The following is a 24,126-nucleotide window of genomic DNA, read 5'->3' on the forward strand; positions in this document are numbered from 1 at the left end:
CTTCCCATAAAAATTGCTCCCTCTATAGTAATGACAGTTTTATTATTTTAACTGTCTACTATAAAGGGAGCATATCAATATAGTTGGTGCGGCTTTTTTATCTAATCAGTTCCCAAAGTAGAATAGATCTTCTTAGTATGACGACTTTTTCATCTTTAAAGGATATTTTTCCATAAGTGTAGAATCTATATAGGATAATCCAATGTTGGGCCGTCATAATTTCTTCATATATGTTTCCATAAGTAAGAATTTCTATTCTTTGTCACAAAATTGGACGTAGACGTAACTCTTTTATGATAATATGGTACACTTGTGTCCTTTTGTCACAGTTGATAAATGGCTTAGTTGAGCCAAAGTTTATATTTTTTTGTGACACATTCATACTAATCAAAAAATATATATGGAGATACAATGCAACAACTATAAGAATTTAAGCGACAAAAGTGAAGTAGCATATAAGCTATTAATAAACAAAAGATTGGGCCACAGCTAATATTATAATTTAAAGCTACTTAGTTAATGTAATTAACATATGGGCGGCAGCACTTACTCTAGTTATTATTATTTTAATAGCTGATTACTATATATGTATTTAGAATAATTTCAGTAGATGCAAATACTAATTCTTATCCTGGTTAGTCCTATGCAGTAATATCTATTTATATATAGCACTCTTATACTACGTATTATACACTTTATACGTACAACATTAATAAAAGCTACATCAAGAACTGGGCCCAAAATAAAGAAAATAATTTAAACTTTTTTATAAAAAACTATTTACAAGTGAGTACCCATATGTTATATTATACACATAAGGTAATTGAAGATAAGGAACTGATCGAAGGCGACTGACCAAAAGAAAGTCAAAGTAGATGCAGAGACATTAGCAAATACCAATTCTTAATTAATCGAATCTAAAATTAAAGACGAGGGACTAACTTGAGTGCATTCTAAAAGATCGCCAGGAAGTTAAGTGAAGTCTATTAACAAATCTATTTATATGAATTAAATAATCTTTATTGAAAACGAGGGACTGGTCGAAAAGCTAAGCACAAGATTGCGAGTAGAGATAGTGAAGTTAGTAAATACAATCTATAATATTTTCAAATTAATATAAGCTAAAAATTAAAATAAAGACGAGGAACTAATCAAAAGGAGCATTCCAAAAGATCGCTAAGTAGATGTAGTGAAGTCAATTCTATAAATTTCTCAATTATATGTTTAATACAAGGTCAAGAGAGACATTCTATGATAATTTATAATTAAAATTGAATAAAGTAAAGGAGAGTATTATTATGGCTAACAGAACAAAACCAAAACAAAAAAAGTTCTGGTTATCAGAAGAAAAAGCTGCAGCATTGGATGCTTATTTAAGATCTAATAATATAAAGTTACAAGATTTTATTGAAGCTTATATAGATGAACAATTAGAAAAAGATAAAGAAAATTAAAAGATATTTTAATTGGATGTGAAAAAAAGAAATGAAGGTACGTAATATGTTTTTTGAGATATGGGGTGATACTCCCTAAGAATATAGATGAATGAAACGGAGAGATTAATAATGAGTATATGTATTGCATGTGGAAAAAAAGAAGCAATAAGAACAGTAATGAATGGAGTTAAAACAGAATGTGGGGCATGTTATAGGGATAGAAATAGAAAAGGATATTCAAAGAAGGCTTTAGAAACATCTGATACTATAGCAGAATTAGCATTAAAAGTTACAAAAGAATCAGCAGTAAATATCTATGATGAATCAACTATGAAAGATATGATGAAACCAGTAACTAAAGTAAGAATGACTAAAATAGGTAATGAAGTAATCACAATAACTGAATCAGATCCAATGAGCTTCTTCAATAAAAAGACAGAAGATTATAACATGATGAATGGTGATAAGGAGATGATGAAAAAAGTGGCAGGTTTTAGAATGACTGATATAGTAGAAAAGAAATATTTAGCTCAAGCTTTAATATTATCAGAAGCTATTAATAAAGAAAATCAAATAGTATGTACAGAAGGAATAGCTTTAGGAGAATCATTAGATAATATGCCTCCTGCTATAGATAGTCAAATAGCTGTAATGTTAGGATACAAAGATGAAGGTAGGAGATACAAAGCATGTATGAATAGCTTAATAGAATGCGGCCTTATTTTTAAATATGAATCTAAAGACTGTATGATTAAACAAATAGATACATTGTACTACTTCAATCCAGTATTCCAATGTGCAGGTAAAGGAGTTTCTCCTAAGTTATTCTTTATGTTTGCTAAAAGCTTTCAAGAAATGGCTAAGAAGAATAAAGATTTTAAATACAGATATGAACAAATGGCTAATTATGCTTTCAAATGGATGATGGATAAAAGAGCTGATTTCAAACAATTACAAGCTGATTATAATTCTGGGAAGATAACTAACTTACAAGCAGCAAAAGGTGCTACAGAAATATTCTCTAAAGTAGCTGATTCTTACAATATACCAGTTAGATTAGAAACTAAAGTAGATGCTGAAATAACAGAATATATGAGTAGCTATGAAGCTTTAATGGCAAGATTAGATTCAAAGGTGTCTTATAGCAACGTAAATAAATTAACTGCAGAAGAAACTATTGAAGATGAAATTGACGAAGATTTATTAAATGAATTAGATGCATCATTAGTTAAAGAAGAATATAAGAAAGAAATTAAAGTAATTACTTATTCAGATGTTCAAAGAACTGTTACTGTAAATGTAAATGGTAGAAAGATACCTGTTCCTTCTAACCCTCCTAAAAAGTTATCTAAAGTAAATATCCCTACATTAAATGTTGATGTATCAATTACTAAACCTATTATTAATGATTATGGATTTGAAGAAGAAGCAACTTATATTCCAGAACAATTTTTAAGTATGTAATTATAATATATAAATGATAAAGAGAGAGAATTGAAGATGAATATAGTACAAGCTATAGAAAAAACAGTAAAAGAAAAAGGAATGTTTACTACAGATTTTGCGGCAGAAACAAAAAAAAGAACATGAAAATGTATTAATAGATATAAGAAATTATGTATTAAGAAATCCAGAACATAAACAAGAATTTATCGTATGCTGGTATGAAGATGGTAGAGGAAAGATTAGAAAAAGATATTATCTAACAGCTAAAGCAAAAGAATTAATGTTTACCAAATACAGACATAATGTAAGAGGATCAAGATTTGAATTTAAATTTGAAGAAGTATTAAGGGATATGTTTCCTAATGAAAAAAATAATAACTCAAATACCTATACTTACTTATAGAATAGATTTTTTCTTACCTTAGGATTAAAATTAGAGTAGGTGGAATTAAAGATGTTAAGCTTCTTTTTGTATAATGTTTAGTTGAACTTATAAAATGGAATGAAGATATGGAATTATATATAATAATAAGAAAAGAATGTAGAAAATGTTTACGAGTATTTATCAATATAATACAATTTACACGTTGATAGAACACGAGATAGGGGATATTATGTATAATTTTGTGAAACATTATATTGATATGGTAGAGAAAAGAGATGTAGAGCCATTAGTTTTTTTGTTAGAACATTAATACCAGGAGAAACAACTGATCATGCAGGAATGATAAAAAAGAGAAGATGGAATCATCCAGAAGAGGATAGGGAATTAAATCAAATTATTAGTGAGGTTTATAAAGCTATGTTATATGTGGAAAGAACTTCAAGAACATATCATAAAGATGATATTAAAATACTTATATTTGGAATATGGAAATATAATAAAGAATTCTATAAAAGAATGAAAAAGAATATGGAATGCATTTTTAATACGGGTGGATGTTCTGCGATTGAAGATCTTATGGTAGAATTAATAAATGATTTAATTACAAATGGATTAAGGACAAATGAGAAAATTGATCCAGAATATCCAAGTTGGTTAAAAGATTTTAAGCAATTAGATGCAGATTATAATAGTTCAGCAAGAACACCTTATTTTATGTTACAAAGATTAGGATAAAGAAGAGATTAATATCTCTTTTTTTTTTTGATTTTTATGTGTATTTATTGTTTAAATACATTATTTGCCTACGTAATATTAGGGTATACAGTCAGTACAGAAAAATAATATTACAAAGGAGGGCTTAGAAATGGGCCGAAATAATAAAAATGCAAATAAACAACTTAAAGCAAAATATAGAAAGAATTTCAATACTAAATTCACTTCATCTACAGGTGATGCTGTTGTTAATAATTACTTTAGAAGACACTTAACTGAGTGGAGACAAGCTTCTTTAGAAGAATATAATAACGAATGTATCATTACACATTCTAAATATAATTTAGAAGTACATCATATCAATGTAACATTTCAGGAGATCGTGGCAGAAGCACATCTTAATCTTAATATCCAACAACATAGAACATTAACTAATTATTCATTAGTACAGCTTACATTGATTAAAGAAGAAATACTAAGATTACATTTTAAATATGGGTTAGGTGTTCCAATAACACATAATCTTCATAAGCAATATCACTTCAAATATAGGAATAACATATCAGCACAAACGTTTCATGAGTTCTCTAATGAGATTAGATTAATGGAACATAGTGAAGCAGTATCTTAAAATTTTTCAAAAATATTTTAATTTTTTTGTTTTTTAATGTGTAAAAGAAATATAAAAGTAGGTATTAAATAAATAGAGCCCCAAGCACAGGAGGAAATATCTTATGAAAGAACTTAACCCAATATTGAAACTAATTGTTATTAACAGAAGAGTAATGACAGCATATTTAAATCTATGGATGAAAGCAATAGGACAACCTGTATATAACAAATGGGAATCATAGGAACTTATAAAACAGAGAGTAAGTTTTTTTGGAGAATTTCTCCAAAATGTTGAAAGGATAAAAAAATGTAAATTAAAATTATGACAACCCAATATTAATATGAAAGCATAACGACAGAAAGTTGAGGAATAAGCAAATGGATGAGAGAGTAATTGAAAAAATTAAAGAAACTTTAAAAAAGGAAGAAGTAACATCAAAAAGAATAACACGAGCATTAAGATGTTTGGAATGCAACTATTTTCAAGGAGCTATAGATGCATGTGATTTAGCATTAAGAGATGCAGAAGCAATTGAACAGAGATTAGCTATTATGGCTTTAAAAGAATTAGCTGCAAAAAGAGATAAAGAATTAACAGAAGGATTTCTTAAAAAAGCTTATGAAATATAGGAGAAGTAAAATATGAGAAATAAAGTAGTAGCGTTAAGAGAACATAACAAAGAGAAAGAAAAGGTAAAGTATATGAGAGAGATAACTTTAATAGATACAAGAGATATTGAGATTATAGAAGAAGCGGATGGAACTTATACAGTTGAATTTTACTATGAAGAGGATTTACTTATAGCGGTTAAGAATGAAATTGATGTTGAAGAGGCTATAGAATATTTAAAGGAATTAGCCTTAAAGCATCTATATATAAAGATTGATATTTTAAATTGTGCAGAATTAATATTAGTACAAGCTCATAGAATTGGTAATAGTATAGCTCTAAACTTCAGGGATACTAATTCAGGTAAAGCGTATGAGATTAACTTTTATGGTGTAGTATGTAATTCCTTAGAAAATTTTATAGAGAGGAATATAACAAAGGTAATAGAGATACTAAAAGGAGTATTAAAAGTAGACATAGTAGAAATTGCATTTTAATAAAAGGAATGCAATCAAGCTTTAGAACATTTAGAGTTTTAATAACTTAGAGGGAGCTTATCCCTCTTATTTTAAAAGCAATATATGATAATGAAAATTAAGTGATAATAAGGAGAGACAAAAAGATGATAATAATTAAAGAAATTAAGATAAGTGATAATTTAAGAATAAATGTGGGTAGAGATTATGCTGTTATGCAATACATGAGCAAAGCAGGATTTGTTACAGAAACCTTAATAAGTTTAGAGGATGTAAATGAGGTAGCTAAGTATAGATGGAATCCTAATACAACTAAGCAAGGTAAGACATATATGAAAAATAAAAAGCTGGGTTACTTACATAGATTTCTAATGAATTCACCAGAAGGCCTTGTAGTAGATCATATTTCAGGAGATAGCTTAGATAACCGAAGGTGCAATTTAAGAGTTGTAACTGGTTCAGAAAATAATATGAATAGGATTGACTCTACAATAGCAGGTATAGCTGGAATAACAATGCTTAAAAATGGAACTTATCAAGTTAGATTAAGGAAAGGGCAAACTGCAATATATTGTGCAACGTTCAAAACAAAAGAAGAGGCGGTTAAAGCAAGATTAAAACTTGAATTATCTTATGGATTATATATTAATGAAGAATTATATAGAGTTATGCTTACAGAAGAAGAGTTACTTGGTGCATTAACTGTTTATAGTTTCAATTTATTAAGAGGAAAAGTATTAGAAAGGGTAAATACAGCTAAAATATTAAGCTTAACTTCAAGGATGGCTGCGTAAAGATATAAATAAAGATATTAGAGGTACAAGGGTATGAATAATTTAGTTAAATTTGAAAATAATAATGTGAAAATAATTATGCATGAAGAGGATATTTTATTTGAATTATATTCAGTAGGACAAGCTCTTGGATATGAAAGAGCAAATGCAACAGGAAAAAGATATCCTAGAAAATCAAGAATAGATGAAATAGTGAAAAATAATAATATAATAGTTGTGACCGATGCTGGTCACACATATTTAAGAGAATCTCAGCTATATAAATTTATAATGAAGTCTAATACAGAAGCTGCAGACAAATTTATGGATTGGGTAACAGAAGAAGTATTACCAAGCATACGACAAAATGGAGGTTATGTTGCTGATAATATAACAAATGAACAGGAAGAGGCTTTAAAAGCATTCTCAGCACCAAGATTTAGAAAAGAAACTTTTTTAACATGCCCAGTTGAACAACTCCAAGAAACATATAAGAATTGCCTAAAATATCATAAAAGAAAATCGGCTAAAGATAAAATAAAGATTAAAAAAGAAATAGTTAAAGTATTAGAAAATAGAAAAGAAGTAGCCATTAATAATGGATCAGCTCCTTTAGCATTACTTATTGCCGAGGAAATAAAAAGCATTCAGAAAGATATCACGAATTCATCAAATAGATCTAATGGTTCCAAAATAGGTAAAGCAAATAAAGAGATATTAAATCTTCAGAATAAATTATATCAACTAGAGCCTCTTGAGGAAGAGTGGAAAACAATAGATTATCATCCTTTTACAGTTAATTGTTGTACTATGGCAGTTGAAAAAGTAATAGTAGCAACACCAGCATATAATACGTGGAAGAGAAACTTTCCAACTAACCAAATCCCTAAAAATCAATTCAATTTTAACAATCCTATTTACATCTGGCTAGAATTTGAACATGAGGCAAAATATGATGTAGCTAATCTGCATAAGACATTTATAGACAAGCTATGTAAAGAATATGGAGTAGATGACCAATATATACAGATAATGAGATGCTGTACAAGAAGCTATGTAGATAATTATAAAGATGGAAAAATACATTTTGTAATAAGAGAAGGAGTATGGCAGTAAAGGCTGTTATATGAGAGGTTAAATTTATGAAAAAGTTAGAGTTTAGAAATAAGGAACAGGAAGATTTATTTAATAATAATATAGGATTTGCTATAAATTTGGCAAATGAATGGAATAAGAAATGTGCTATAGATAGAGAAGAATTACAGAGTTATGCATTAGAAAGTTTATGTATAGCAGCAGTAAATTATGATGTATTAAAGTGTGATAAATTTTTAAATTATGCATCTATTATAATAAATACTAATATACGAAGGGAGTTAAAAAGAAGAAATACTAAAAAGAGTTTGGCTGCAATTAATGCAGTTGGATTTGAAGATGAATCAGAATTATTTGAAGATTATAATAATGATATAGCATATAATTCTTTATTAATATCAGTAGATGCTGCACTAAATGATTATCAAGAAATACAGAAACAAGTTATAAAAAAATATTTGATAGATAGAATGACATTAAAACAGATATCAGAGGAGTTTAATATATCAATGAGAACAGTTCATAAATGGGTTTTAAAAGGAAAAGAAGATTTGAAGGAAAAATTAAGTAATTAAAAGACTGAGTGAAAACTTAGTCTTATTTTGTATATATATATAAATAGATTATAAGGTAAACATAATTTTTAAAAAGATATATACAATAGGAGGATAAGAATATGATACACGCTTATTATAATGGCCAATTAATATCAGAAGGGGATTTATCAAATCCATTAGTAGTTGGCCCTCTTAACGCTTCTGATAATGAATCATCAGCTCCAATAGCAATAGAATTAAAATGTGATTCTGGATATAAAACATTAGGAAGTACAAGCATTTCTTTTGAAGGAACAACAGCTTCAAAATGGTCAATTTGTAAAACTGAAAATGGGGATTATGCATCAAATTTAACAATAACTGATTTAATAACTGAATCTGGTTTAACAGTATATGTTAAAGCACAAGCTACAGCAGATGAAATGCCAAAGAACGATACATCAGTATCAATTAAAATAGCGGCTGTAATTCAAGCGGTTTAATATTTTAATAAGTGCTCAGAGCCTCTTCTATATAGGTCTCTGGGCCTTTTTCTTTAACTATACGAAAGGAGAAAACAATATGACAAGTAATATAGATATAAATATAAAGAAAACTTACTCTTCATGCCATATTGATTTATATGACAGAGAGCTAAGTAAAACTGTATCTTTTTATATTAATAATGCTGCTTTACTAACTAAAGATATTACTGAAGAGGATCTTTTAAATGCTTATAGCTTAGATAATTCAGCTATTGTACAAGCAACTACTTATACTAATTCTTTATTATTTACAGTTGATGCAGATGATATTGAATTAATATCAGAAGATGCTAATAAAATGGTTATCTATTCAGAAGATGAACCTATAGCTCAAATAACAGCTATTAAAGTTATTGATGAAGAGGGAAATAATTTAAGAAGCTCAATACAATCTCAAGAGAATGTTGTAGAAGTCATTATAGAAGAACAAGTTGATAAAGCTACTATTGTAGTTGAATTAGGCTCTTATATAGAATCTACATCTGATACTATGGCTTATTTAAGAACATTTGGAGAACTTGATTATTGGTTTGATTTAACTGATAGAAAGATATATGGTATAGACAAATATTATAATAAAACATTAATAGCTTCATTAACATCATCACATATAGCTACATCTAATTATTTATATGTTTCACCAGCAATGGTATCTGAAACAGTATTCTTTAGTAATTATAAAAAATGTTTCTTTAAGATAAATGGTTCAAGCATTACTAAGATAAAAGATGAAACAAGTTTCTTCGGGATGACATATCTATATGATAACATATGGGTAACATCATACAAGAATGGTAACTCATATGATTTTAAGCTAATAGAATTTACTGATGTAGAAACAGCTACTTATGAAGTGTTAGACACTCATACTATAAACGTAGGAAAATCAGCATCTGAATACTGTTATACACCAATTAAGATATATGACTACAACGATAAAATCGCTATAAGTTTTTATTCTTATAATTTTAATAGCTATGTACCAACTACCACAGATCAGTATATGTCTGCAAAAATAGATAAAGTTAATAAACGCTTTGATTTTACTAATATAGAACCTATGCAAACATTAGTGTATGAAGATGAATATACTTTGACATTTAATTGGACAGATAGAAAATATTATGTAGATGGAAAAGCTATTAGTGGTTCATATTCTTATCCTATAAAACCTTTAACACTATTAAAAGATGACTTATTATATGGATATGAAACAATATATAACTGCTCTTCTGTTGATATAGTTGAAATAAATCTTAAACAAGCTAAGATAATTAAATCAAAAGGGTTCTTAGAAAAAATGTGGGCAACAGGAGCTTATGCAGGTAGAAGATCTGTAGATAGGAAATCTGATTTAGATGGTTGGGATGTTTTCAAAGATGAAGATATAGCAAAGAGAACTATAAGACCAACAGTAAAAGATGACTATATAATACCTTTTGATTCAACTTCTTCAAACTCTGTATCATTAACAAATAAAAATCCTATATTCTTAAAGAAAGAAGTTATTCAAGGTAAAAAGTTCTTATTCACAGAGCTTTATAGTATATATCAATTATATCAAAGAGATAATATAGTATCCTCTTCTCTTACTGTATCAGAAAATACTGACATAGAAATAAGACCATACTCATCTGCTTTACTCTACTTTAATGAACAATATATATTAGAAGAGGAAAGAGATTTTAATATCTTTACTTCTGTAGTTGATACAAAAAGAATAGCAAGTAATAGCATATTTGCCTTATCTATAAATGAAACTGCTACAATCTTTAATAAAGTAGATGATAAATACGACTTAGACTTTGCTCATTGGGGCGAATATACAGAAACTTTTGAAGATTATCCTAATACATTAATCAAGTGGACAAACTCTACTTATAATGAACATGGATTAGTAAAAAGTAATATAAGAGCTAAAGATGGAACTTATTCTGGATATATGGGTAGAGAAACTAAAGGGGGTTCATCTGTGCCAGATTACTATTCAGAATTTGAAGTAGTAGGAGATAAAGTTACTTTTGATTACTATAATAGCTTTACTCAATATAATCAAAAGCTTATGGTTTATGTAAATAATGTGGAAGCATTTAATGATTCGTATAATTCCACTTCATGGCAGAATACTTCTATTGATCTTATACCTAATAAGCTTAATACAGTAAAGATATTCTATGAAGATTCAACAGTAGACCCATCTAATGATAAAGGTTTCTTTATAGATAATTTAACATGTAATGTACCAATACCAGAAAAGAATGCTGTAATATACTTTAAAACATTTGATTATGGCATGTTTGATTCACCTCAAGGTGCAAGTATAATATTTAATGATTTAGAAGTATCATCTAATGTCACTCAAACAGTTTACTACTCTATAGATAATGGAGCTGAATGGGTAGAGTTTAATGGCATCATTCCTAATGTAGATAGTATAACTTTAAAAGCTGTATTTACTAAACCTACTGTAGAAGAGGAAGCTTATGTTAAATTCAGTTCAGTAACAGTAGAACCTGGAGAGTTTGAATATGTATCTTATGCAGATACATCAAGAAAGATATATAACAAAGATGATATAAAAACTGTTCCACTAAAGAACAGTACTATAACTATGAATCCAGATGGTAGATATAAGCTATTATTTGAAGATGGATCAATTACTACAGAGAGTTTTGGAGATGTACCAGTAATTCCTTATGAATTTACAGGAACAGATTCTTATGGTGAGGCATCTGTTATAGAAAATGAATTAGCTTCAGGCGGAAGATGTTGTGAATTATTATATAATGCATCTTTTAGTAGCACTAGTGTATTTTCTATACCAGGAATAAAGTTTACTGTTAAAAGTGATAAGTTAACCTTTAAAACAAAATGTACAAGAGGTAATGGTAATCAAATACTCTATGTATACGTAAATAATAATTCTAAGTTATCCTTTTATCCAAAGGTTAGTGATGAATTTGAAACAAGAACAATAGAGCTGGACCAAAATGTAGATTCAGTTGTATGGATGATATATGGTTCTTATGTAGGTGGAACTTATAGTTTATTAATAGATGATATTACACAATTGGTTCAATAACTCCTACAGATTATTCATATGTTGAAACTAGACCAGTTAATATTTCTTCATATCCTTCTGATGTAGACTGCTCTATAGAAACAGTTGATTTACAATCTACACGTGAATTAACTGAACAGTATTTCTATTCTGTAGATGATTCAGAGTGGATAGAGTTTGACGGCACACTTCCTAATGTGGACAATGTTAGAATTAAGTCTTTATACACTAAAGCTTCTGTAGATGATGTAGTTGATGCTACATTTGAATCTATAGTAATTAAACCAGAAAATATTAAAAATGGAGAAGTTATTACATCTTATGCTGGTTTAGAGAGGAAAGTAGTTAAGTCTGTAGCTATTAATGTTGATACTTATGTAAATGTAATAAAAGACTATATAATGGCAGTAAGAAACTATAGACGAGTTGTAAAATATCTTATTGGTAGTTTTGATACATTACGTAGGGTTAGTTATAATAATGAATTGATATTTGATATAGATACTTTAAGAGACATAATTAAGATAATTAATATATCAAATGATTTAAATAGAAAAGTGATTGCTAAGGAAATTAAGCAATTGGATACTAATAGAGTAGTAAATGCTCTGGTAAAAGTTGATATAGCTATAGATACAAAGAGAGTAGTATATAAATCAGGAACATTATACATTCCACAATTAAATGCTAATTTTAAATTATCTAAAGGTAAATTAATTCTAACTAAACAAGATTTTTAATGATTAGTATATACATTAGGTAGGGAGAAAAATCCCTACCTATATTATTATATGAAAGGAGAAACATTATGAATAATAATATTAATACTGTTTTTATAAATGATATTAGTTTTAAGCTGATTACAAAAACTAATAATAGTACAGCTCATAAATTGGAAGAGGAAGATAAAGCATCAAATATCATAAGTTTTGAAGGAACTACTAACCAAGTAGCAATAAAACTTTATAAAGAAGAGCAAGTAGATGCAAGAATAGATATTAGAAGAACGGGCGAAATATTTGTTTATGAGGATAAAGAGCTTGTATCCACTATTATTCCAAGAATTACGTTAGAAGATGATTCATTAATAGCTTTTAATACATCTTTAAATGAAGCTGAAGATACTATTTTATTTACATTAGAAAGTAATGAAGAAAAAGAAATAAAAGCAGTTATTGAATTTGCTATTACATCTAGCAGTAATGTATATCATATAGGTGCAGTTAATAAAATCGATTATTGGTATGATACAGCAAAAAAAGAAGTCTTTAAGTATGATATTAGCAGTGACACGAGAGTTTCTATAGTCGCTTTTAATGATTTTATATCAGTTCCTTATTTAGCTCCTAAGATGATTAGGCCTAATTACTTATTCTTTGGAGAAGGAATTTATAACGGTAGTATTTATAAGATAAACAATAATAGTTTAACTTTCTATAAAGAATCAGATTATAATTATTTAACAGCTCTACCTAAAGACTTATTTATAGGAATAAAGACTCCAAATGATAATACTACAGTATATGAATTAGTATCTTTTGATAGTAGTTTAGAGTTTACAGTTCATGATTCTTATATTTTAACTCAAGAATATCCATCATCTATATACTATAGAATGCCTATGGTTACATCTTGTGATTCTTTAGGAAAGAACATAAATATTTGTTTCTTTACAGGTGGTGTAATGGATGATGATACAGATTTTTATTATTCAGCAGTAATTGATTTAAATAACCCTTCCTTTAATTTTAGTAAAAGTCAAAAAGGAATAGCTGTAGTAAAAGAAGCTGGACCAGGACCAAGAATCCATTATGATGTTAATGCTGGTAAACTATATATAGGAACTATACAGGCAGGTAGTTCAATTCAACCTATATTTGCACAATCAGATTTAATTACTGTTCTTGTTACTACATCACTATCTATGCAATCAAATAAAAGTTATATTGCATATAAACATGATGGAACAACATTAGGAAGAGAATATATTTATAATTCTATAAGTGCAACAGCTTATACAGTTACTACTTCTAATAAAGATGAAAATAAGTATGAATATATAGATATGTCTGTGCCTAAGATAACAGAACATATAAACGAAACTAATGCTATCCCATTAGAATATTCACAATGGTACTATAGTGATGCTGAACTTGAACAAGTATTAAAAATTGACCATAAAGCTTTATTTAAAGGGCCACAAGAATTATATAGTAAAAGATTCTTATCTTGGACATTTTCATCTATAGATTCATCTGGATTTGGATATATGTATAATCATTATACTTTGAAAGATGGATTATATTACACAAGAGGAACATCTACTACAGATGATATATTATTAGATATGAATCAGTATGGAATAGGTTGTTCTGCATCTAAAAGTATATTTGTATTAGAAAAAGTAGATTCACTTCCAGTTATTATTAAGTTGGATACTGAAAGAAAAGTTAAAAAGACTGTATCTAAAAAAATTAAAGTTGATACTTTAAGAAAAGTAATCATGCCATGTGAAACTAGATGCAGAAGAGTATTTAGAAAGATATTTATAACTGGTGAAGCTAAAGTTAATAATATTCTAAGAAAAGTAGTAAGACAGAGAGTATTTAAGCTTGATGCTAAATTATTATTTTATGAGAGATTAATAAGAAAAGCTAAAACAAGAAGAAAAATTATTGTAAAAGTAGAGAAAGTTATAAATACAAGGAGACAAGTAGTAACAGGAAGAGAAGCTATATGGAAATGGATAGATACAAAGCTTGTAATAACTAACTTTATGAGAAGTAGAGGCCCTCTTCTAAGAAAAGTAGCTATTAATGCTAGTGCAACTATTCCTAATATATTAAGACCAGTAGTATGGATATATAAAGATAATGATGGTAGCCCAATTTATTTAAATACTTTTAGAATTATTCATAAGAGCATTAACAAAAAGATAAAGACATTAAGAAGGATAGATAGAATATTTGATTATGACACGATTATTAAAACAACTAGATTTATTACTGCTTTTTCTACTGTTAATATTAGTGCTGTCAGGACTAAAGTAAAGACTTTTGCCCCTAAATCGTCTTTAGAGAGAGTTATATCTAAAAACTTATATTTATCTAACTCTTTATTGAGAAGAGTTTCTATAGGTGCAGAAGAGGCTACTTTAACTAAAAGATTAGTTACAACTAAAGATACTAAAATGTTTAATACATTAAGAACTACTTCTAATTATGTTTCTGTTAAGCCTAAGCTTATTAGACGAATCATCTTTAATAATTCTATATGTATTAATGCTTTAACTAGAAGAAATGTTGCTAAAGATACTGATTTGTTAATTGATTCTAATAGACATGCTGTTAATAAAACATTAATAAAGCCAAATACTAGTAGACGAGTAATAATAAATTATATATCTGGATATGCATTTATAAAAAGAAGAGTAGTAAATTCAAAATATAAAGCAATAGATATTAACAGGAGAGTTGTAATAGATAAAGCTATTAGTATAGATGTAGAAAGACCAGTAACTATATTCAAATGGTTCAGAAGTAACTTAGCAAGAATAGTAGGAATAAGGGATGGAAAATCATTAGATGTTAAGAGGATTATAGCTAAAGATACAGAATCGACAGGTAAGACAGAGAGAAAAGTTAGCAGGGAATATATAAACTTAAAAGCGACTGAAAGAGTGTTGGTAAATAAACCAATCATATTAATAGATGGAAATAGAGAAGTCGTTAAGAAGAATAATATTTGTAGCGATATGATAAAAAAAGTAACTTCAAAGTATATATATTTAAATAGTACAGAAAGAAAAGCTGCACAAACAATAGAAGCTGTAGCAGATACCCATAGGGGAATAAATGCATATGTAGAGTTAAAAGTAGATACAGAAAGAAAAGTAGAAAATTCAAAGACGGCAACAACATTAACAGCAGTATTTGTACTAAGAAAAGGTCTGTTGTATGAAATAGATAGCAATTATGAATATGTAAATAATAATTTATAAAATCATGTAAGGAAATTAAAATTTTCTGTTTGAAAGAGGAGGTAAATATGTTTATTCAAAATTCAAATGGGAATTTAAAAATAAAAATTGACACGAGTGAATTTAATGAAGAGAGAGTGCTAGATGGAGCTGAAGTATTGGTAAAGATAAAAAGAAGAGAGCATGAAGTAACTAAAGATGCAGTAGTAGTAAATATAGATGATCAAATAGCTATATGTTATTTTGATGCAGAAGATTTATGTTATGCAGGAAATTATGATTATCAAGTTATAGTAACAACAAAAGAGAAATATAAAATAAAATCAGCATTGAGCAGCTTCTATGTCAGTCCGTCAATAAGATAGAAGGAATAGGAGGGGCTTTTATGGCAGCAAAGAAATATGACTGGAATAAAATTAAATTAGATTATATGAATAATAAATATCCAACTTTAAGAGAATTAGCTACTTCATATGGTGTTGAATATGGCTATATGAGAAAACGGGCAGCTAGATGGAAAAATGATAAAGAATTTATATCTGATTTAATAGAAGACGATATTATATCTTCAGAAATAACGATTGAGATACCAGAAGATAGAAATGAACTTCATACTGAAATGTATGATAAATTATCAACTATAGTAATGAGAATGCTAAATAATTCAGAAAACTTTTTTACCCATGAGGGCAAACCTAAGACTAAATCCTTAGTCGATATTTCACAAGTAGTAGAAAGAATCCAAAAAGGTCATCAAGGAGCTATTAAAGATGATAAGAAATTTACTCAATTAACTGCGTATACAGATATGATTAAACAATTAAAAGTATCAGTTGATGTCGATTCCCTTCTTGAAGAGTAGGAAGGAGATAGATGCTATGAAACCAGAGTTAAGTAAAAAGCAGTTACATTTCTTATTATCATCTGATGCAAGAATTAATATAGCCGATGGAGCTATTAGAAGTGGTAAGACATTCGTTTTTAATTTAAGATGGCTTGATTATATAGTAAATGGACCTAAAGGAACTCTTCTTATGGCAGGTAAGACTATTAGAACTTTAGAGCGTAATGTATTGAAGACTGAAAATGGATTATTTGATCTAGTAGGAGAAGGAAACTATAAATATAATGGTTCAACTGGAGAACTTGAAATAGCAGGTAGAAAGATAATCTGTATAGGAGCATCAGATGAACGTTCAGAAAATAAAATAAGAGGTATGACACTTGCAGGGGCTCTCTGTGATGAAGTTACTCTATTTCCAAAGTCATTCATTGAACAGCTTATAGGGCGTTGTTCAGTAGCAGGTTCTATGCTTTTTTGGAACTGTAACCCAGATAGCCCTTATCATTTCATAAAGCAAGAATATCTTGAAAACCCTAATATGAAGCCATTAATTAAACATTGGCGTTTCTTAATGTATGATAATCCTTATCTTGTTAAAACAAATCCAGAATATATAAAACAAGCGGAAACTACTTATACTGGCGTATTTTATAAGCGAAATGTACTCGGTCAATGGGCATTGGCCGAAGGAATAGTATATGACAACTTTACAGATGAATGTATAGTGGAGGAACTTCCAGAAGAGTTTGATGAAATTTACGTTGGAGTAGACCATGGGGTAACTCACCCTGCTACTTTTATAATGATTGGAGTTAAAGATAGAGAAGTATATGTAATAAAGGAGTTCTGTCAATCAAATAGGACTAATTCAGAATTAGCAGATGAATTTATTAACTTTATAGATGGATATTCAGTAGATGGAATAACTGTAGATAGTGCTGCAGCTTCTTTAATTCTTGAGTTTAATAAAAGAGGTATTTATACGACAGATTGTAATAAAGAAGTAGTTGATGGAATTACCTTAGTTACACAACTTATAGGAGAGAATAGGTTATTCGTTCATAAGAGTTGTAAAAATTTGATTAAAGAGTTTTACACATATAGTTGGGATGATAAAAAATCAATATCTCAAGGAAAAGATGTAGTTATTAAGTTAAATGATGACTGTTGTGATGCTCTTAGATACGCATGTAAGACATTCCTTGATTTTGACACTAGAGCTTATGCATATGATTTAAGTAGCTTAGGGTTTTAAATAATTCTGTAGAATATGGAGGAAAGTAAATATATGATATTTCAATTTAATAAATCAATTTTAGAAGAAGATAGAAAAGAAGTTATTAAAACTTTAATATTTCATCATGAGCAAAATTATAAATCAAGAATTAAAAAGTTAAAAAGGTATTATGAAGGAAAGCATGATGCCATAGTAAGCAAAAAAAGTGATAAATTTAAGCCTAATAATAGAGTAATAAATCCATTTCCAGCTTTAATAGTAAATACAGTTCAAGGATACTTGCTTGGACAACCAGTTAAATATATTAGCGAGAATAAAGAGCTATTAGAGCAGGTTTTAGATATTTATTATAGCAATGATGAAGAAGATTTAAATTCAGAAATTTTAAAGACTATGAGTATATGTGGAGAGGCTTTTGAGTATGTGTATATAAATGAAGATAAAGAAATAGAGTTTGTACAACTTCCTGCTGAAGAAACTATTCTGATTTATGATAATAGCTTAAAACCAAAACCAATAATGTGCATAAGATATTATGATGTAATTGATATATATAGTAATGAGATACAAAAAGTTGAAGTTTATACTGATAGTACTATTGAATATTATAGTTTAGCTAATAAGAATTCATTTGTTCTTGAAGAAGAATATACTCATATATTTGGTCAAGTACCTATAATTCATTATAAGAATAATGAAGAATTAACTGGAGATTTTGAAAAAATATTAAGTTTAATAGATGATTTTGATAAGGTAATATCAGCAGATTCAGATGAGATAGAATATTTTAGAAATGCATATTTAGTTCTTAAAGGAATGGGTAAGATAGATGATAAAACTTTAGCTAAATTTAGACAAACTGGAGCATTTGTATTACCTACAACTCAATCATGTGATGCAGGAGTAGATTTTATTACTAAAGATTTAAATACAGATTCTGTACACGCCCACCTAGACAAGCTTATTGACAATATTCATAAGTTTTCTCAAGTTCCTAATTTTGTAGATACAGAAACCAATACTAATGATTCAGGTGTAGCTATAAAGCAAAGAACGTGGGGATTTGAACAATTAATTGGAGCTAAGGAAAGAAAACTAGAGCAAGGCTTATTCCAAAGGTTACGGTTAGTTTTGAGAGCTTTAAATATTCAAAAGAATATAGTTGAAGATTCAAATTCATTTAGTCTTAGATTTTCAAGGAATTTACCTACAAATGTTAAAGAAGATGCAGAAATTCTTTCAATGATTGGCTTAACTGTTGATACTATGACAGAAGAGGCTTTAACTGATGTGTTAAGTAAAGTAACAATTATTGAAGATCCTAATAGAGTGGCGATAGGTATAAAAGGTAGTATTCAATAAGTTAAAAACTAAAATTTCAAACTAATAGTGAAATAAATAAAAAATAATGTATATATATATAAACGAATAAGCAAGGAGAGTGGATATTACTTTCAATCTCCTTTTTTAACTCAACATAATATTTAATATGGAGGACTATAAGATGGATAATAATATAACTTCACAAGAGGGACAAGATGTAACTCAATTAGAAGGGATGGAAAGTATAGATAATCAAGTAGTATTACCACAAACTAAAGAGGAATTAGAAGCTCTACTGCAAAGAGAGGGAGATAGAAGAGTTTCATCAGCTCATAAGAAGTGGAAAGAGCAACAATTAGAAATAATTAAGACGGAAAAAGCTAAAGCTGTTGAGGAAGCTGATAGGTTAGCAAAAATGACAGCAGCTGAGAGAGAAAAGGCTAAGTTCGAAAAAGAGAAGCAAGAATTTTTCGCTGAAAAAGAAAAATTAGAAAAGGAAAGGCTTTTAAATCAAACTGAAAGAGAATTAGTTTTAACTGGATTAGATTCAAGATTTGCGAATTATGTAATTGCAAATACAGCAGAAGAAATAAAAGATAATATAGCTAAGTTAAAAGAGCTATTTGATAATGCTGTAAATAAGCAAGTTAATGAAAGAATTGCTACACCGTCGCCTAAAAGTGGAACAGGTGGTTTTTCTAATAAAAAAAGAGAAAGCCTAATGGATGCTATAAAATCTAAAAGAGTAAGATAAGAAATTTTTATACGGAGGTAGACAAGATGGCTACAAATAATATTTCAACACAAGAACTTCAAGGGTTAATACCTGCAGAATTAACAACAGAAATTATAAAGGATGTTGCTGAAGGTTCAGTAATGCTTCAATTAGCACAAGTAAAGGAAATGGATGCACCTACTATGGAATTCCCTGTGGAATTAGATAAACCTGGTGCTTATGTTATTGGTGAAGGTCAAAAAATAACTGTAGATAAGGCTTCATGGAAGAACATTGAATTACAAGCTAAGAAAGTTGCTGTTATAGTACCAGCTACAAGAGAAGCTTTAGCAGATGGAATTATAAATATTCCTCAAGAGGTTAGAACTTCTATAGCAAATGCTTTTGCAGCAAAAATTGATTCATGTACTTTATTTGATTCAAGTGAGTTTTATGGTGAAGGAAAATCTATATTTGAATTAGCAGAAGGTAATGCACTAACTGCTACAGGTCAAGTATTTGAAGATGCTTCTAACTTAATGGGATTAATTGAAGCGGAAGATTTAGAACCAAATGGGTTTATTGCTCCAAGAACGTTAAAAGCTAAGATAAGAAATGATAAAACTGCAGCTTTAAATTATGTTGTGGAAGATAAGGTAAGTGGAGAACCTGCAAGAATGCATGGAGAAGCAATTGTTTATACTAAGCATTTTGATAGAAGTAAAGCAGAATTAATAGCTGGAGATTTTGATAAAGTTTATGTTGGTATTTTAGATGAAATTGAATATAAGGTTTCAGAAGAAGGTACAGTTGGAGATATAAATTTATTTGAACAAGATATGGTTGCAATAAGAGCTACTATGAGAGTTGGATTCTTAGTAATAAAACCAGAAGCATTTGGTGTATTAAAGCCAGTAGTAGCTAAAGCTACAAGAAGTAAGTAATTAATTTAGAGGGAGATAATCCCTCTTCTTCATATACAACCTAAATAGGGAGGTTGAATAAATGATATTAAATAATGTAAAGAGATTGTTACAGATAAAAGTAAATGATTATAGTAAAGATGAATTATTATCATTAGTAATTGAGTTAGTAATAGCGAAGGTAAAAGCATTATGTAATATAGATAAAGATAATATTAAAGTATTAGAAGATTATGATTTTCAATTATTGATAGCACAAATAGCAGCAGATGTATATATATCCTATGAACCAAATCATACGGTAGTAAGTGATGAAGTAACAGATGAAGAAATTAAACCAGGTGGACCAATTAAATCTGTAACTATAGGTGATTATAAGGTAGAATATTCAACCGAAAATAAGACAACAACATATACTACTACAAGTTTATCAGATTCTATAACTTTTCATTTAGATAAATATGATGAAGAATTAGTTAATTATAGGCATGTAAGATTTTATTAAGAGGTGACAAATATGAATAAAGATAAGATATTTGCATCTACTTTGTATCAAATAGCTAAAATTATAAAGATAGAAACATCATATGATAACAAATATAATCGTCCAGAATCAATAAAGAAAGAAATAGAATATCCATGTAGATTAACCAGAAAAAGTTCATCTTACATATATAACACTGAAAGTCATAAAGAAATATCTATAAATTTCAGAGGTTATTTTGAAATAGATACTGAAATAAAAACTGGAGATGTAATATATGTAGATAATGAGAAGTATTTAGTTGGTTTAGTGTATAAACCAATGAATCATCATATTGAAGTAGAATTATCTATAATAAATGAGGCTTAGTTATGAGTGGATTAGATTCAGTAATAAGTGATTTACAAAAAGCTATTGATTATATAGAAAAGCAAACACCAAAGATTTTAGAAGATATGGCTGAAACAGCTAAGAAAGAAATTCAAGCTGTTACTCCTGTTAAAACAGGAAAGCTTAAAAATAGTATACAAGCAACTATATTTGGTAATAAAGCAGTTATAGATTCTAGTGAAGATTACGCTGATGATGTTGAATATGGACATATGCAAGAGGAGAGATTTGTTCCTGTTCTTGATAAGATGATAGAAACTAAATTTATAAAAGGATCTCATATGTTTGAAAATGGGATGAACAATGCAGAATCTAAATTAGATAGACAAGCTAAAGACTTTATAGAAAATTTACCGATATTTAAATAGGTGATTATATGATTAATATATTAAATGCTATATGTGAAACTATAGCAAAAGAATATCCTAAATGTCCAATATATATAGATAATTTACCACAAGGCTTTGTTAGACCAAGTTTTTATATAGAGCTTGTGAATAGTAGAGATACAGATTGGAACTTTACAGCACAAAATAGACAAATGACATTTCAAATAATGTATTTTGGTAAAAAAGATGATTTTAATAATGTATCTACATTGGAAATATATCCTGTGTGGAATGTATTAGAAAGGATTTTTTACAGAACATTAAAGGTTGATAAAGAAGATTATAAGAAAATTACATCTACTGAATTTTTAATCAGAGATGATATCTTATATATGACTCTAAGATTAGAGTTTGGATATGCAATTACAGATACTCATTTAAGTTCTACAGAGTTATATGAACTTATGCAAGAACTTCATATGAAGTATACTCATAGCAAAATTAAAAGATAACGGAGGTACTTATAATGGCATTCCCAAAAGTAAGTGTAATATTTAAAGGCATTGCTGCTAATGCAGTTAAAAGAGGTGATAGAGGGATTGTTGCTTTAATTCTTAAAGATACAGCAGTTGGCACTTATCACATTGATTCAGTTTCAGATATTCCAGAAGGTTTATCAGCTGATAATAAGAAATATATACAAGATGCATTCATTGGTGGAACTAATGCTCCAAGAAAAGTAATTGCTTCTGTAATTGCTACTAGTGAAGCTGACTACACTAAGGCATTTAAAGCTTTAGAAACTTTAACATTTGATTACTTAGCTGTTCCAGGTGTTACTACTTCTGATGTTCAATCAGTTGCAGGATGGGTTAAGGCTCAAAGAGACAATAAAAGAAAGAAAATAAAGGCGGTTTTACCTAATTGTGCAGCTAATCATGAAGGTATTATAAACTTCGCTACTGATAATATAGTAGTTGGTTCCAAAACTTATACTGCTTCTAAATATACTGCAAGAATTGCTGGTATATTAGCTGGTACTCCAATGAATACATCAGCTACATTCTTCACTTTAGCTGAAGTTGATGATGTTCCTGCTTTAACTGATGAAGAAAAAGATGCTGCAGTTGATGCTGGTAAACTTATAGTTGTTAATGATGGTAGAAAATGCAAAATAGCAAGAGCTATTAATTCTTTAACAACTGTTTCAGAAGATAAGCCAGAAGAATTTAAAAAGATAAAGCTTATAGATATCTTAGATTTAGTATCTGATGATATAAGATATACTGCAGAAGATAATTATATAGGTAGAGTAGCGAATAGTTATGATAACACTTGTCTTTTAATATCTGCAATTAATGGGTACTTCTCTGAATTAGAAAAAGAAAGCTTACTTGCAAGTGGACAAAATATTTGTGAATATGACTTAGATTCTAAGATATCTTACTTAAAGGCTAATAACAGATATGTTGATGGTATGAGCGATGTAGAAGTTAAAGAAGCCAATTCTGGAGATAAAGTATTCTTAAAAGCTACTATTAGACCACTAGATGTTATGGAAGATATTCAAATAATAATAGCTTTATAATGTGAAAGTTATTTTTAGAAACTAAAATAATAGAAGTACGGAGGTAACTCATAATGGGCAATTTAAAAGGACAAAATGTATTGAACGGAACATTTGTTGAAATCTGGTTAGATGATGAAATGGTAGCAGAAGCTACAGCATTACAAGCAAAAGTTGAGTTTCAAACAGAAGATTTAAAGTTTGCTGGTGATCTTTTTCAACATAGAAAAGTAGTTGGATATAAAGGTTCAGGTTCATTATCAATGCATAAAGTATCTACCAGATTTCAAAAAGCTGTTGCTGATACAATGAAAACTGGTAAAGAAAGATACTATACATTAATATATAAATTGAATGATCCAGCAGTTGATGGACAAGAAAGAGTTGTACTAAAGGATGTATGCTTTGATGATTTAACAATTGTTGATTTAGAAGTTGGAGCTACAATGAAGCTTGAAATACCATTTAGTTTTTCTAATTATGATTATTTAGATTCAATATAATAACATTTAAGACTTGCAGAAAATGCAGGTCTTTTTTATTTTAAATTAAAGATTAGTTAGTAACAGAATAGTATATAATATTAATACACAAATGAGTATAAATGCAGAATAGTTGAAAATTTTTGGTTAATAGAGTATTCTTT

The 24,126-nt window shown here is 28.5% G+C and carries 26 protein-coding genes; all 26 read left to right on the forward strand.

Annotation, left to right across the window (positions count from 1 at the left end; translation table 11 throughout):
- The first annotated feature begins 1,298 nt into the window (after positions 1-1,298).
- The 26 genes from LPC13_RS02715 to LPC13_RS02840 all read left to right on the forward strand — a co-directional run bounded on the left by LPC13_RS02715 (position 1,299) and on the right by LPC13_RS02840 (position 23,983).
- A complete protein-coding gene (locus LPC13_RS02715; RefSeq protein WP_234088538.1) occupies positions 1,299-1,454 on the forward strand; it encodes a hypothetical protein in 156 nt (51 codons plus the stop codon).
- A gap of 111 nt (positions 1,455-1,565) precedes the next feature.
- A complete protein-coding gene (locus LPC13_RS02720) occupies positions 1,566-2,900 on the forward strand; it encodes a hypothetical protein (RefSeq protein ID WP_234088539.1) in 1,335 nt (444 codons plus the stop codon).
- A 97-nt stretch (positions 2,901-2,997) separates the two neighbouring features.
- Entirely contained in the window at positions 2,998-3,285 is a 288-nt protein-coding gene (locus LPC13_RS02725) for a Rha family transcriptional regulator (RefSeq protein WP_234088540.1), read from the forward strand.
- Positions 3,286-3,606: 321 nt separating this feature from the next.
- Positions 3,607-4,002 (forward strand): hypothetical protein, encoded by a 396-nt coding sequence (locus LPC13_RS02730; protein WP_234088541.1) that lies wholly within the window; start codon positions 3,607-3,609, stop codon positions 4,000-4,002.
- A 130-nt stretch (positions 4,003-4,132) separates the two neighbouring features.
- Positions 4,133-4,612: a hypothetical protein gene (locus LPC13_RS02735; RefSeq protein WP_234088542.1), complete on the forward strand. Its 480-nt coding sequence runs from the start codon at positions 4,133-4,135 to the stop codon at positions 4,610-4,612.
- A gap of 359 nt (positions 4,613-4,971) precedes the next feature.
- On the forward strand, positions 4,972-5,223 hold the full coding sequence (locus tag LPC13_RS02740) for a hypothetical protein (protein ID WP_234088543.1): 252 nt from the start codon (positions 4,972-4,974) through the stop codon (positions 5,221-5,223).
- Between the two features lie 12 nt (positions 5,224-5,235).
- Entirely contained in the window at positions 5,236-5,700 is a 465-nt protein-coding gene (locus tag LPC13_RS02745) for a hypothetical protein (protein WP_234088544.1), read from the forward strand.
- A 125-nt stretch (positions 5,701-5,825) separates the two neighbouring features.
- Positions 5,826-6,473 (forward strand): HNH endonuclease signature motif containing protein, encoded by a 648-nt coding sequence (locus tag LPC13_RS02750; protein ID WP_234088545.1) that lies wholly within the window; start codon positions 5,826-5,828, stop codon positions 6,471-6,473.
- Between the two features lie 33 nt (positions 6,474-6,506).
- Positions 6,507-7,568: a BRO-N domain-containing protein gene (locus LPC13_RS02755; protein ID WP_234088546.1), complete on the forward strand. Its 1,062-nt coding sequence runs from the start codon at positions 6,507-6,509 to the stop codon at positions 7,566-7,568.
- 26 nt (positions 7,569-7,594) lie between these two features.
- Positions 7,595-8,122 (forward strand): sigma-70 family RNA polymerase sigma factor, encoded by a 528-nt coding sequence (locus tag LPC13_RS02760; protein ID WP_234088547.1) that lies wholly within the window; start codon positions 7,595-7,597, stop codon positions 8,120-8,122.
- 101 nt (positions 8,123-8,223) lie between these two features.
- The gene (locus tag LPC13_RS02765) at positions 8,224-8,586 is read left to right on the forward strand and encodes a hypothetical protein (RefSeq protein WP_234088548.1); all 363 of its coding nucleotides are present in this window, start codon (positions 8,224-8,226) and stop codon (positions 8,584-8,586) included.
- A 79-nt stretch (positions 8,587-8,665) separates the two neighbouring features.
- Positions 8,666-11,710: a hypothetical protein gene (locus LPC13_RS02770; protein WP_234088549.1), complete on the forward strand. Its 3,045-nt coding sequence runs from the start codon at positions 8,666-8,668 to the stop codon at positions 11,708-11,710.
- A gap of 176 nt (positions 11,711-11,886) precedes the next feature.
- Complete coding sequence (locus LPC13_RS02775; protein ID WP_234088550.1) at positions 11,887-12,429, forward strand: hypothetical protein; 543 nt, start codon at positions 11,887-11,889, stop codon at positions 12,427-12,429.
- Between the two features lie 68 nt (positions 12,430-12,497).
- Complete coding sequence (locus tag LPC13_RS02780; RefSeq protein WP_234088551.1) at positions 12,498-15,689, forward strand: hypothetical protein; 3,192 nt, start codon at positions 12,498-12,500, stop codon at positions 15,687-15,689.
- A 47-nt stretch (positions 15,690-15,736) separates the two neighbouring features.
- Positions 15,737-16,033: a hypothetical protein gene (locus LPC13_RS02785; protein WP_234088552.1), complete on the forward strand. Its 297-nt coding sequence runs from the start codon at positions 15,737-15,739 to the stop codon at positions 16,031-16,033.
- A 20-nt stretch (positions 16,034-16,053) separates the two neighbouring features.
- Positions 16,054-16,530, forward strand: coding sequence for a hypothetical protein (locus LPC13_RS02790; protein ID WP_234088553.1), 477 nt, complete (start codon positions 16,054-16,056; stop codon positions 16,528-16,530).
- Positions 16,531-16,546: 16 nt separating this feature from the next.
- On the forward strand, positions 16,547-17,767 hold the full coding sequence (locus LPC13_RS02795; RefSeq protein ID WP_234088554.1) for a PBSX family phage terminase large subunit: 1,221 nt from the start codon (positions 16,547-16,549) through the stop codon (positions 17,765-17,767).
- Between the two features lie 33 nt (positions 17,768-17,800).
- Positions 17,801-19,111, forward strand: a complete 1,311-nt coding sequence (locus LPC13_RS02800; protein ID WP_234088555.1) for a phage portal protein — start codon at positions 17,801-17,803, stop codon at positions 19,109-19,111.
- 142 nt (positions 19,112-19,253) lie between these two features.
- Positions 19,254-19,826, forward strand: a complete 573-nt coding sequence (locus tag LPC13_RS02805; RefSeq protein WP_234088556.1) for a DUF4355 domain-containing protein — start codon at positions 19,254-19,256, stop codon at positions 19,824-19,826.
- Between the two features lie 26 nt (positions 19,827-19,852).
- The gene (locus LPC13_RS02810) at positions 19,853-20,731 is read left to right on the forward strand and encodes a phage major capsid protein (RefSeq protein ID WP_234088557.1); all 879 of its coding nucleotides are present in this window, start codon (positions 19,853-19,855) and stop codon (positions 20,729-20,731) included.
- A gap of 61 nt (positions 20,732-20,792) precedes the next feature.
- Positions 20,793-21,215 carry a head-tail connector protein gene (locus tag LPC13_RS02815; protein ID WP_234088558.1) on the forward strand — a complete coding sequence of 141 codons (423 nt, stop codon included), beginning with the start codon at positions 20,793-20,795 and terminating at the stop codon, positions 21,213-21,215.
- A gap of 12 nt (positions 21,216-21,227) precedes the next feature.
- Complete coding sequence (locus LPC13_RS02820) at positions 21,228-21,563, forward strand: DUF3599 family protein (RefSeq protein WP_234088559.1); 336 nt, start codon at positions 21,228-21,230, stop codon at positions 21,561-21,563.
- A gap of 2 nt (positions 21,564-21,565) precedes the next feature.
- Complete coding sequence (locus LPC13_RS02825; RefSeq protein ID WP_234088560.1) at positions 21,566-21,952, forward strand: HK97 gp10 family phage protein; 387 nt, start codon at positions 21,566-21,568, stop codon at positions 21,950-21,952.
- An 8-nt stretch (positions 21,953-21,960) separates the two neighbouring features.
- The gene (locus LPC13_RS02830; RefSeq protein ID WP_234088561.1) at positions 21,961-22,425 is read left to right on the forward strand and encodes a phage tail terminator family protein; all 465 of its coding nucleotides are present in this window, start codon (positions 21,961-21,963) and stop codon (positions 22,423-22,425) included.
- Between the two features lie 14 nt (positions 22,426-22,439).
- On the forward strand, positions 22,440-23,501 hold the full coding sequence (locus LPC13_RS02835; RefSeq protein ID WP_234088562.1) for a phage tail sheath subtilisin-like domain-containing protein: 1,062 nt from the start codon (positions 22,440-22,442) through the stop codon (positions 23,499-23,501).
- 53 nt (positions 23,502-23,554) lie between these two features.
- On the forward strand, positions 23,555-23,983 hold the full coding sequence (locus LPC13_RS02840) for a phage tail tube protein (RefSeq protein WP_234088563.1): 429 nt from the start codon (positions 23,555-23,557) through the stop codon (positions 23,981-23,983).
- The last annotated feature ends 143 nt before the right edge of the window (positions 23,984-24,126 follow it).

The organism is Clostridium celatum (assembly GCF_021412605.1).
GTDB lineage: Bacteria > Bacillota > Clostridia > Clostridiales > Clostridiaceae > Clostridium > Clostridium celatum.

What these genes read in the sequence shown, in the direction of transcription:
- LPC13_RS02780 (WP_234088551.1), top strand. Translation starts at nt 12,498, where the DNA reads ATGAATAATAATATTAATACTGTTTTTATAAATGATATTAGTTTTAAG.
- LPC13_RS02790 (WP_234088553.1), top strand. Translation starts at nt 16,054, where the DNA reads ATGGCAGCAAAGAAATATGACTGGAATAAAATTAAATTAGATTATATG.
- LPC13_RS02755 (WP_234088546.1), top strand. Translation starts at nt 6,507, where the DNA reads ATGAATAATTTAGTTAAATTTGAAAATAATAATGTGAAAATAATTATG.
- LPC13_RS02730 (WP_234088541.1), top strand. Translation starts at nt 3,607, where the DNA reads ATGATAAAAAAGAGAAGATGGAATCATCCAGAAGAGGATAGGGAATTA.
- LPC13_RS02825 (WP_234088560.1), top strand. Translation starts at nt 21,566, where the DNA reads ATGAGTGGATTAGATTCAGTAATAAGTGATTTACAAAAAGCTATTGAT.
- LPC13_RS02735 (WP_234088542.1), top strand. Translation starts at nt 4,133, where the DNA reads ATGGGCCGAAATAATAAAAATGCAAATAAACAACTTAAAGCAAAATAT.
- LPC13_RS02800 (WP_234088555.1), top strand. Translation starts at nt 17,801, where the DNA reads ATGATATTTCAATTTAATAAATCAATTTTAGAAGAAGATAGAAAAGAA.
- LPC13_RS02830 (WP_234088561.1), top strand. Translation starts at nt 21,961, where the DNA reads ATGATTAATATATTAAATGCTATATGTGAAACTATAGCAAAAGAATAT.
- LPC13_RS02740 (WP_234088543.1), top strand. Translation starts at nt 4,972, where the DNA reads ATGGATGAGAGAGTAATTGAAAAAATTAAAGAAACTTTAAAAAAGGAA.
- LPC13_RS02840 (WP_234088563.1), top strand. Translation starts at nt 23,555, where the DNA reads ATGGGCAATTTAAAAGGACAAAATGTATTGAACGGAACATTTGTTGAA.
- LPC13_RS02715 (WP_234088538.1), top strand. Translation starts at nt 1,299, where the DNA reads ATGGCTAACAGAACAAAACCAAAACAAAAAAAGTTCTGGTTATCAGAA.
- LPC13_RS02770 (WP_234088549.1), top strand. Translation starts at nt 8,666, where the DNA reads ATGACAAGTAATATAGATATAAATATAAAGAAAACTTACTCTTCATGC.
- LPC13_RS02785 (WP_234088552.1), top strand. Translation starts at nt 15,737, where the DNA reads ATGTTTATTCAAAATTCAAATGGGAATTTAAAAATAAAAATTGACACG.
- LPC13_RS02835 (WP_234088562.1), top strand. Translation starts at nt 22,440, where the DNA reads ATGGCATTCCCAAAAGTAAGTGTAATATTTAAAGGCATTGCTGCTAAT.
- LPC13_RS02820 (WP_234088559.1), top strand. Translation starts at nt 21,228, where the DNA reads ATGAATAAAGATAAGATATTTGCATCTACTTTGTATCAAATAGCTAAA.
- LPC13_RS02805 (WP_234088556.1), top strand. Translation starts at nt 19,254, where the DNA reads ATGGATAATAATATAACTTCACAAGAGGGACAAGATGTAACTCAATTA.
- LPC13_RS02750 (WP_234088545.1), top strand. Translation starts at nt 5,826, where the DNA reads ATGATAATAATTAAAGAAATTAAGATAAGTGATAATTTAAGAATAAAT.
- LPC13_RS02795 (WP_234088554.1), top strand. Translation starts at nt 16,547, where the DNA reads ATGAAACCAGAGTTAAGTAAAAAGCAGTTACATTTCTTATTATCATCT.
- LPC13_RS02815 (WP_234088558.1), top strand. Translation starts at nt 20,793, where the DNA reads ATGATATTAAATAATGTAAAGAGATTGTTACAGATAAAAGTAAATGAT.
- LPC13_RS02760 (WP_234088547.1), top strand. Translation starts at nt 7,595, where the DNA reads ATGAAAAAGTTAGAGTTTAGAAATAAGGAACAGGAAGATTTATTTAAT.
- LPC13_RS02720 (WP_234088539.1), top strand. Translation starts at nt 1,566, where the DNA reads ATGAGTATATGTATTGCATGTGGAAAAAAAGAAGCAATAAGAACAGTA.
- LPC13_RS02810 (WP_234088557.1), top strand. Translation starts at nt 19,853, where the DNA reads ATGGCTACAAATAATATTTCAACACAAGAACTTCAAGGGTTAATACCT.
- LPC13_RS02745 (WP_234088544.1), top strand. Translation starts at nt 5,236, where the DNA reads ATGAGAAATAAAGTAGTAGCGTTAAGAGAACATAACAAAGAGAAAGAA.
- LPC13_RS02765 (WP_234088548.1), top strand. Translation starts at nt 8,224, where the DNA reads ATGATACACGCTTATTATAATGGCCAATTAATATCAGAAGGGGATTTA.